At 46.4% G+C, this 9,132-nt stretch carries 9 protein-coding genes and 2 pseudogenes; 1 reads left to right on the top strand and 10 read right to left on the bottom strand.

What is annotated here, in order from left to right:
- The first annotated feature begins 148 nt into the window (after positions 1-148).
- Positions 149-1,138 carry an ABC transporter permease gene (locus tag ABUA34_RS13100; protein WP_349823459.1) on the top strand — a complete coding sequence of 330 codons (990 nt, stop codon included), beginning with the start codon at positions 149-151 and terminating at the stop codon, positions 1,136-1,138.
- Here the strand turns inward: ABUA34_RS13100 and ABUA34_RS13105 are convergent.
- The 10 genes and pseudogenes from ABUA34_RS13105 to ABUA34_RS13150 form a co-directional block, all read right to left on the bottom strand.
- Positions 1,089-1,709 (bottom strand): YigZ family protein, encoded by a 621-nt coding sequence (locus ABUA34_RS13105; RefSeq protein ID WP_015533102.1) that lies wholly within the window; start codon positions 1,707-1,709, stop codon positions 1,089-1,091. The two genes, ABUA34_RS13100 and ABUA34_RS13105, sit on opposite strands and share 50 nt — an antisense overlap.
- Positions 1,706-2,173 (bottom strand): transcriptional regulator NrdR, encoded by a 468-nt coding sequence (gene nrdR, locus ABUA34_RS13110; protein WP_015533101.1) that lies wholly within the window; start codon positions 2,171-2,173, stop codon positions 1,706-1,708. Before nrdR ends, ABUA34_RS13105 begins: the two co-directional genes overlap by 4 nt.
- A gap of 41 nt (positions 2,174-2,214) precedes the next feature.
- Entirely contained in the window at positions 2,215-3,000 is a 786-nt protein-coding gene (locus ABUA34_RS13115; RefSeq protein WP_015533100.1) for an RnfABCDGE type electron transport complex subunit B, read from the bottom strand.
- A gap of 13 nt (positions 3,001-3,013) precedes the next feature.
- On the bottom strand, positions 3,014-3,586 hold the full coding sequence (locus ABUA34_RS13120) for an electron transport complex protein RnfA (protein ID WP_015533099.1): 573 nt from the start codon (positions 3,584-3,586) through the stop codon (positions 3,014-3,016).
- A 641-nt stretch (positions 3,587-4,227) separates the two neighbouring features.
- A pseudogene (rsxE, locus tag ABUA34_RS13125) lies at positions 4,228-4,878 on the bottom strand (electron transport complex subunit RsxE); the annotation flags it as partial.
- Complete coding sequence (locus ABUA34_RS13130; RefSeq protein ID WP_308936786.1) at positions 4,878-5,522, bottom strand: RnfABCDGE type electron transport complex subunit G; 645 nt, start codon at positions 5,520-5,522, stop codon at positions 4,878-4,880. The gene ABUA34_RS13130 and the pseudogene rsxE, both read right to left, overlap by 1 nt.
- Before the next feature lie 48 nt (positions 5,523-5,570).
- Positions 5,571-6,503, bottom strand: a pseudogene (locus ABUA34_RS13135) (RnfABCDGE type electron transport complex subunit D); the annotation flags it as partial.
- 12 nt (positions 6,504-6,515) lie between these two features.
- Positions 6,516-7,841, bottom strand: coding sequence for an electron transport complex subunit RsxC (gene rsxC, locus ABUA34_RS13140; protein ID WP_015533097.1), 1,326 nt, complete (start codon positions 7,839-7,841; stop codon positions 6,516-6,518).
- A 219-nt stretch (positions 7,842-8,060) separates the two neighbouring features.
- Positions 8,061-8,618 carry a Gx transporter family protein gene (locus ABUA34_RS13145; protein WP_022216220.1) on the bottom strand — a complete coding sequence of 186 codons (558 nt, stop codon included), beginning with the start codon at positions 8,616-8,618 and terminating at the stop codon, positions 8,061-8,063.
- The gene (locus tag ABUA34_RS13150; RefSeq protein ID WP_022216221.1) at positions 8,608-8,976 is read right to left on the bottom strand and encodes a NusG domain II-containing protein; all 369 of its coding nucleotides are present in this window, start codon (positions 8,974-8,976) and stop codon (positions 8,608-8,610) included. Before ABUA34_RS13150 ends, ABUA34_RS13145 begins: the two co-directional genes overlap by 11 nt.
- Positions 8,977-9,132 lie beyond the last annotated feature (156 nt).

The raw sequence follows: 9,132 nt of genomic DNA on the forward strand, positions 1-9,132 counted from the left end.
CACTGTCATACTGGCCTATGTGAGCGGCTTATTCATACCGGAAGCCATGCTTCCAAACTTTGCAAAGGATATATGCCATGGATCGCTGCTCAATAAGCTTGTGCAGACACTGTGCATATATTTATCATAAATTTACGGAGATACATCTATGAACCATATAAGACAGATAAACTTACTTATAAAGAGAATACTGTGCCGTCCCGCCATGATCGTCGTTCTGCTGGTCATCCCCGCTGTGCTGATCGCTGTGAGCTTTCTGCCAGCCAGAAAGCAAAGCACCGAGATCGTGTCCGGCGTGTATATTGAAAGTTCTGACGAACAAACGGATGCTTTCCTGTCGTATCTCACATCGACCTCCACGGGATTTACCTTCAGGCACTATGAATCCCTGAAAGACATGAAGGATGATGTAGCATCCGGCAGGATCGACTCCGCGTACATGGTTCCTGATAGTTTCAGTGAATCAATGATCCACTCTGACGGGAAGCGCCACATAACCGTGTATACAACCGATGGAAGCTCATTCCAGTCTGTGTCCGAAGAATCCGTGTATGCCGCCCTCCTGTATGCATATGCGGCAGACATGTCTGTATGTATGCTCCAGGATCGTTATCTGGCAAATGTCCCATACGACGAGACCCAGATGTCAGAATACATCAGTGATAGATTTAAGGGATATATCGAAAATGAGGACATTTTCACCATCGAGAGCGGACTCACCGGAAAATACACGGCATCGACAGATATTGCGCCAAACAATTTTCCTGTGGGAATATTGGTTTACATAACTTTGTTCGTATGTTCTCTCCTGGGACTTCAGAACTATCTCCGGGATCTGGACTGTGGGGCTTACTCTATCCTCTCCTCCAGAAAAAAAGCCGGATTCTGTGTAAAAAATATAGCAGCGGGAATTATTCCCGCTGCCATTATCAGCTTTATATCCTTGATCATATATTCCGGCACCAATGGCTGTCTCAATGTCCTGCTGCATATCGCCGCAGTGTCAGTCATCAGCCTTGCTGCTGCACTTATATTCAGAGTGATATTCAGGCGCTATAAGATATTTACTATAGCTCTGCCATTCATCATCATCTGTACTCTTCTCCTGAGTCTTCTATCAATGCTCTCGCAGATGTAGACTCTGTGATCTGCTTTACCAGACATCCATAGCTGTCAGCCGGCACCGCCACATTGAAGCACACATCTGCAGTGTAATCCGTACTGTCTATCAGTGCATCACTGTTGCTGAGAAGATATTGTACCTTACCCGAATCGTTGTAGTTCGTGGTTATCTTCACCAGCTTCATAAGCTGCATCTTATGTATACCCGCATCAGACAGTGCAAGCTTGGCTGCCTCGGTGTATGCTCTCACAAGACCACCTGTTCCGAGCAGTGTTCCACCAAAATACCTTGTGACCACTATACATATATTAACCACCGCATTCCCCGTGATAACCTCCAGGATGGGTTTTCCAGCCGTTCCCTGCGGTTCTCCGTCATCAGAGAATCTTAGCAATGTATTCTCGCTGCCTATGGCAAATGCATAGCAGTTGTGCCTTGCATCATAGTGCTGCTTCCTGATCTTCTCGACAAAGGCATATGCCTCTTCCTCCGAGGACACAGGGACTGCATAGCCGATGAATCGTGATTTCTTCTCGACTATCTCGTCCTGCCCCTCCTGTAATATCGTGTTGTATGTCTCTATCATCGCTTCTCCGAATTGCTGGTGAGCAGCTTGCCCAGCTCATCCATAAATGTATTCACATCCTTGAACTCTCTGTACACTGATGCAAATCTTACATAGGCTACCTGATCAAGATCCTTGATCTTATCCATGACTATCTCACCTATGGTCGTGCTCTCTATCTCTCTCACTTCCATGTTGAAGATGGTGTTCTCTATGTCATCTATGCACTTTGTGACTGCTTCCGCTGAAACCGGACGCTTATGGCATGACTTTATGACACCTGACTCTATCTTGGAACGGTCATAAGTCTCTCTGTTCTTGTCCTTCTTGATGACTATGAGAGGTATGGTCTCCACCTTCTCATATGTGGTAAATCTCTTACCACAGGCGTCACACTGTCTTCTTCTTCTGATCGCACTTCCATCCTCCGCTGGTCTGGAATCGATAACCTTTGTATCATCTGCTGAGCAAAATGGACATCTCATATAATTTTCTCCTTATATCTCCCACCTTCAGAGGGACCTTCTTACGATATTATCTTTACTGGGCACTTGGCCTTACATGCACCACAATTTGTACACTTCTCCGGATCTATGTGAGCAAGGTTTCTGTCTATCGTGATGGCTCCAGCCTCACAGTTCCTTGCACACAGTGTACATCCGATACATCCTGCGCTGCAGGCCGCCTTGACCTGAAGTCCCTTGTCGTGGGAATTACATCTGACAAGTCTCTCTGCGTCATAAGGAACCAGCTCTATCAAGTGTCTCGGGCACTCTGTGACACATTTGCCGCATGCCTTACACTTCTCCTTATTAATTACCGCAATTCCATCTATAATGTCAATAGCCCCGAACTCACATACTGCCTTACATGAGCCATAACCTGTACATCCATATGTACATGCCTTAGGACCGCTGTTTGGATTGTTCTGTGCCAGCTTACAGTCCCTTGGTCCAACATACTCGTATACATCCTTCGCCTTCTCGCAGTCTCCTGCACACTTGACAAATGCCACATACCTTGTATTTTCAGCGTTTTCCACGCCCATGACCTCACTGATCTTCGCTGCCACTGCCTCGCCTCCAACAGGACACGCTGATGGCGGCATCTCACCTTTGGCGATGGCCGCTGCCAGTCCGTCACATCCCGGATAACCACATCCACCGCAGTTATTTCCCGGAAGGAGCTCTCTTACTGCTATTTCTTTCTCATCTACTTCTACCTTAAATTTCTCTCCTGCGACACCCAGAAGGATACCTATCACAATACCTACGCCTGCGACGACTGCCACAGCTATCAATATTCCTGTCATATCCGCACCCTCCTTATATCAATCCTGAGAAACCGAAGAACGCGATCGCCATAAGACCTGATGTGATGAGAACTATAGGGGTTCCCTTGAACGCCTCAGGTATAGGGCTGTGCTCAAGTCTCTCTCTGATTCCTGCAAGTATCACTATGGCTATAGTAAATCCGACTGCAGAGCCACATCCGTTGATGGTACTCTCAAGTATACCGTAACCGCTCTGTACATTTGAGAGAGCGATACCAAGCACGGCACAGTTGGTCGTGATCAGTGGAAGGTAAACTCCAAGTGATTCATACAATGACTTGACCTTCTTCTTGAGGAACATCTCAACAAACTGTACAAGTGCTGCGATCACAAGGATGAACACTATGGTGTTGAGGTACTCAAGTCCGAATCTTCTCAGTATGCCGTAATACACAACGCTGGTGACAAATGAAGCTATGGTCATGACGAACACAACCGCTGCTCCCATTCCGGTTGCTGTGTTGACACTCTTGGACACTCCAAGGAAAGGACACAGTCCGAGGAACTGGCTGAGGATAACATTATTTACAAGTGCCGCTCCGATGGCTAACAATAAAATATTCATTATCTCTTACCTCCCTTTCCTTTTTTCTTCTTTATATGAGCCATTGTCTCCTTGAGCTTTATGTCGGAATCTGCTGGCTCGTTCTCTGCAGAGTGTCCTGGCTGCTCTGCTTCCGTCGGCTGATCCGTTGATGGCTGCTCTGCTGCCACTTTGTCTGCTACTTCCTGTTCTGCTGCTGGCTGCTCTGTTGACTTCTCATTCTGGAGATTGTCCTGACTGTCTGACTGAGTCTCTGTAACAGTCTGCTGCTCCTCATCTGGCGTCTTTTCCTGCTGAACTTCCTCAGCATGCTCCTTAAGCATCTTTCCTGTCGCATTCGGAACAAGCTTTATGTCGGCGAGGACTGACTCTCTGGTCGGTGCATATGGGCTGAGTCTTGGCTCATCCTTCTTCGCCTCATCTGGCTTGTCAGCCTCTGGCGCTGTATTCTTTGCTGCATCCTTATCTACCGCTGCAGGTGTCTCTTCCTGCTTCTTAACCTGTTTTGCATCCGCTGAAGTTTTCGCCGGAGCCTCTGCTGCCTTTACAGGAGCCGGAGTCTCTGAAACCAGCTTGCCACAACATGCTGCATTGATACAGCCTGCACATGAGTCCGGTCTGCATGCTGCCGGGATCTCCTCTCCATTTGCCAGTGCCTCGGCTGCCTTCTTTGCATTTCTCTTGTTGATAAATGCTATGATGAATGCAAGCACGAAGAATGCACCAGGTGCAAGTACGAATATTGTTATAGGTGTGTACAGGCTGAGTGCATTGCCTATACCCTTTATAATTCCCGATGAGTTCTGAAGTAAGTTGCCATCTCCAAGTATCTGGAATCCAAATACACAGCCCTTTCCGACAAGCTCTCTGAACATTCCTATAAGTGTAAGGCCAACTGTAAATCCAAGGCCCATTCCAAGTCCATCAAATATAGATGGAAGTACCTTGTTCTTGGAAGCATATGCCTCGGCACGACCAAGGATGATACAGTTTACAACTATAAGTGGTATATACAGTCCCAGGCTGCTGTTGAGTGATGGCAGGTACGCCTGCAGCAGAAACTGTATGATAGTAACAAACGAAGCTATGATAACTATAAATGATGGTATTCTGACCTTATCAGGTATAACCTTTCTGAGTGCTGAGATCATGAAGTTGCTGAGCACCAGGATACATGTGGTCGTAAGTCCCATTCCTGCGCCATTGATGGCTGATGATGTAACCGCAAGTGTCGGACACATTCCAAGCATCTGTACGAAGGTCGGGTTCTCTTTCACAATACCATTATATAAACGCTCTGTACATTTTCCCATTACTTGTCACCTCCGTTCGATGCTGCAGATGAATCAGCAGCACCGCCATTTATGGACTTCACATACTCAAGTCCCGCATTCACCGCATTGGTAACCGCATTTGTTGTGATGGTAGCTCCTGACAGGGCATCTATCTCCTCGTCCACTGTGGCACCTGACTTGGTGTACTGGAACTTATCGACCTTCTTGCCTGCAAACTGCGACTTGAAGCTGTCTGTGTCAGCCTCCATACCAAGTCCTGCGGTCTCTGAGAGTGACAGGAATGAAATTCCATTTGTCGTTCCATCCGCTCTGACTCCCATGGCAAGCTGAAGGTCTCCACTATACGCCTCATGTGATGTGACAGTCACAACATATCCAAGTGCTGAACCATCGCTGCCCTTTGCTTCCACGATCTCATCTATATCTGCGTTATATCCGGCATCTGACAGGATCTTTGCAGCCGCATCGGCATCAAAGTCAGCATAGCTGTCAAACGAATCCGCATCATCGAATACCGCCTTATATGCCTCTTCCTTTGCTTTCTGCTCTGTAACTGCTATAGGATCCTTTGTGATCTTATATACATAAGCCAGTGCAAATCCTGCTATGACTGTGATTATCATGATTGCTATAGTTGCTATAACAATCGACTTTGTATCCATCTTGGACTTTGTTCCGGCTGTGTCACCCTGGGCTGCAAGCTCTGCGCCCTCTCCGAAGCTCTTCGGCTGTGTCCATCTCTCAATGAGTGGCACAAGCAGGTTGGAGAATATGATCGCATATGATACGCCCTCTGCTGATCCTCCGTATATTCTGAAACAGAATGTGAGTATACCAAGTATCACACCAAACACAACCTTACCCGCAGGTGTGATAGGTGATGTAACATAGTCAGTTGCCATAAAGAATGCTCCAAGCATCAGACCACCACCGCACAGGTGTGCTGCGAGGAATGTAAGATCAAAACCTCTACCCGATGCAACCGCATATATCATAATGAGCACCGCAAATGTTCCTATATATGTAAATGGAATAACCGGCTTTATAACTCTTCTGATCAGAAGATAAGCCGCACCAACAAGTAAACATACAACTGATGTCTCACCTATGGTTCCCGGTATATTTCCAAGAAACATATTGAGTACATTGACATTTGCCAGATCCCCTGTGTTCTTGAGTACTGCAAGAGGTGTAGCAGTTGTCACACCATCATACGAGAATGATGTCATTCTTCCTGCAAATGATATGAGAAGGAAACATCTTGCGCCCAGCGCTGGATTCATGAAGTTGAATCCCAGTCCTCCAAAGAGCTGTTTAACTATTATAATGGCAAATGCACTTCCGAGTATCGCCATCCACACCGGTACATCCGGTGAGAGGTTCAGTGCAAGAAGAAGTCCTGTTACAACTGCACTGAGATCGCTTATGGTTACTTTTCTGTTCATCATCTTCTGGTACAGCCACTCAAACAGCACGCATGAGACCACGCATGTGAGTATAAGTATCATAGCGTTCAGCTCGAAGTTGATGATTCCAAATACGGTTGCCGGAAGCAAAGCAATGATCACATCCAGCATAATGCTCTGTGTACTTCGTTTATCTCTGACATGTGGAGATGACGAAATCTTAAATGTATTATCCAATGTGTACACCTCCTACTTCTTTTTATTTGCAATGATGGATTTTCTTGTTCCCGCAATGGTCTGTGTCAGATGTCTCTTCGCCGGACACACATACGAACAGCATCCACACTCACAACACTCCATTCCGTTGTGAGCCAGGAATCCCTCTGTATCCCCATGCTCAGCCAGTGAAGCAAGCATCGAAGGAACAATACGTCCCGGACACACATCAACACAGCGTCCGCATCTGATACAGTTGCTCGGTTCAAGGTCTGCCACCTCGTCATGTGTCATACACAGCAGTGCCGACACTCCCTTGGTTGCAGGAACATCCAATGAGAAAAGTGCCTTTCCCATCATAGGACCGCCTGAGATCACCTTCTCAGGAACCACACCATCCTTAAATCCACCCGCAGCCTCTATAAGCTCCTGACAGTTTGTTCCTATCCTCACCATAAGATTGCATGGATTCTCTATGGCATCACCTGTTATGGTGACTATCCTTGTGTAGAGTGGTCTTCCCTCTATAACTGCCTCATATATGGACACGATGGTATCAACATTGTGAACTATACATCCAGCATCCGCTGGAAGCATCTTGGAGTTGACATATCTTCCAGTGTTAGCATATATGAGCTGACGCTCGGCACCCTGAGGGTACTTGGTCTTCATCACATGGACTTCGATCTTGTCATTGTCCTTTACCTTATCCCTGAGAAGTTCTATTGCCTCAGGCTTATTATCCTCTATGGCGATGATTCCCTTTGCATGATCAAACAGATTGATACATATCTCAAGTCCCAGTATCAGCTTGTCCGGTTCCTCCATCATCCTTCTGTAATCCGAAGTAAGATATGGCTCACACTCTGCGCCATTTACTATTATGTAGTCGATCGCATCCTCGTTCTTCGGGGACAGCTTGACATTTGCAGGGAAACCGGCGCCGCCCATTCCTACTATTCCGGCCTCCTTGATGATCTCCTTCACATCCTCTCTATACAGAGTGGACAGATCTTTTACATTTGCTGCAAAGTCGATCTCCTCAAACAGGCCATCATTCTCTACAACTATTGATTCAACCTTTGATCCACCAGGCACATATCTCGGCTCGATCGCCTTGACCTTTCCCGATATGGATGAATGTATATTTGCTGACACGAAGCCACTGGTCTCCGCAATCTTCTGACCAACCAGGACTCTGTCGCCCTTCTTCACTATAGGTGTGGCCGGTGCCCCTATATGCTGACTCAGCGGGTACACGCAGTCACCTTTTGGAAGGTATTCTCTGACAGGCTTTTCCATTGACAATTCTTTGCCTTCATATGGATGAATTCCGCCCAGAAATGTTAACAAACCCATGTTCTACCTCTTTTCCTTATATATTTTTATTAAAAAAATCTCCCTATATAATAACGCTTTAAGCCCTCAAAAACAACCTAAATGGGGATATATTATCATTTTAAAATATGGAAATTCTTCTGCTTATCCGCATAAAAAACGATCACATATAAGATATAGACACTTATGTCTTTTCTGTATCTTACATGTGATCATTTATAAATTCATTCGGATATCATTCTAATATTCTATGGACGGAAGCTTTCTGACAAGCACAGCCCCCGCCAGCCCTATGCACACACCGGCTATAGTTCCCGATATGCACAGCACCGGCATATACAACATGATATTGCCACTCTTCATGAGAAGTGCTGCCATTGCTATCTGCCCTGCGTTGTGGCTCACTCCGCCCAGTATGCTCGTTCCAAGGAGACCAAACAGATCCTTTTTCCTGCAAAGCGTCATGACCAGAAGTGACAACACCGCTCCCGCCATGCTGTATACCATAACCGTCATATTGCCAAACAACAGCGATGACAGCACCACTCTCACCAGTGACACTATCCACGCATCTGATATCCTCAGCCTGTACATGACAACTATGGTGACCATATTTGCAAGTCCCAGCTTGATTCCCGGAACAGCTATATTCACCGGGATCATGGATTCAAGATAGGAAAATACCATGGCTATGGCCACGAACATACCTGTGTATGTGATCCTTTTTGTACTCCAGCCATGCATTCTATCCACCGCCGTCTCTGAACTTTTCTGATCATTTTTATCTCTACTGCACATCTATATCTCTTTCCCTGCCACCTTGTATCTCTATGACAAGCTTGTGCGGAAGACAGGTTATAGTCTCTCCTCTCCTGCTCTTCCAGCCCATATTCACGCACACCTTATCCGGGCAGTCCGCATCACCGACACTGATCTTCCCAGATTCAACCACAACAGTGTTGCTGCCCCTGTCCGTGTTGAACTCATAGGTATCGTCGACTGTCATGTCTATGGTCTGCACCAGTTTGTCATCTATATACACATCCGCGGTATTGCCCGTCGGAAGCACAAGCCGCATGACAAGCCAGCATATAATTCCCGCTACTAAAAGGACTCCACACAATATCAGATCTTTTTTTCTAAACCATCCTGCCATATCTTCACATCACTCTGCCAATTTATAGTCTTCTGCCGTTATGGTGAATCGGTCCTTCAGGCCTTCACTGACATACACATTCTTATCCTCATCTATGATGACGGCCTCCGCACCATACTCCTGAATGGTCTTCATAGCCTTATCCTTATCCATCAG

Origin of the sequence: Coprococcus sp. RTP21428st1_C9_RTP21428_210409 (assembly GCF_040227395.1) — a bacterium.
GTDB lineage: Bacteria > Bacillota > Clostridia > Lachnospirales > Lachnospiraceae > Coprococcus > Coprococcus aceti.

Excerpts from the sequence above, each read along its gene's own strand:
- ABUA34_RS13100 (WP_349823459.1), top strand. The coding sequence starts at position 149 with ATGAACCATATAAGACAGATAAACTTACTTATAAAGAGAATACTGTGC.
- ABUA34_RS13105 (WP_015533102.1), bottom strand. The coding sequence starts at position 1,709 with ATGATAGAGACATACAACACGATATTACAGGAGGGGCAGGACGAGATA.
- nrdR (WP_015533101.1), bottom strand. The coding sequence starts at position 2,173 with ATGAGATGTCCATTTTGCTCAGCAGATGATACAAAGGTTATCGATTCC.
- ABUA34_RS13115 (WP_015533100.1), bottom strand. The coding sequence starts at position 3,000 with ATGACAGGAATATTGATAGCTGTGGCAGTCGTCGCAGGCGTAGGTATT.
- ABUA34_RS13120 (WP_015533099.1), bottom strand. The coding sequence starts at position 3,586 with ATGAATATTTTATTGTTAGCCATCGGAGCGGCACTTGTAAATAATGTT.
- ABUA34_RS13130 (WP_308936786.1), bottom strand. The coding sequence starts at position 5,522 with ATGGATACAAAGTCGATTGTTATAGCAACTATAGCAATCATGATAATC.
- rsxC (WP_015533097.1), bottom strand. The coding sequence starts at position 7,841 with ATGGGTTTGTTAACATTTCTGGGCGGAATTCATCCATATGAAGGCAAA.
- ABUA34_RS13145 (WP_022216220.1), bottom strand. The coding sequence starts at position 8,618 with ATGTGCAGTAGAGATAAAAATGATCAGAAAAGTTCAGAGACGGCGGTG.
- ABUA34_RS13150 (WP_022216221.1), bottom strand. The coding sequence starts at position 8,976 with ATGGCAGGATGGTTTAGAAAAAAAGATCTGATATTGTGTGGAGTCCTT.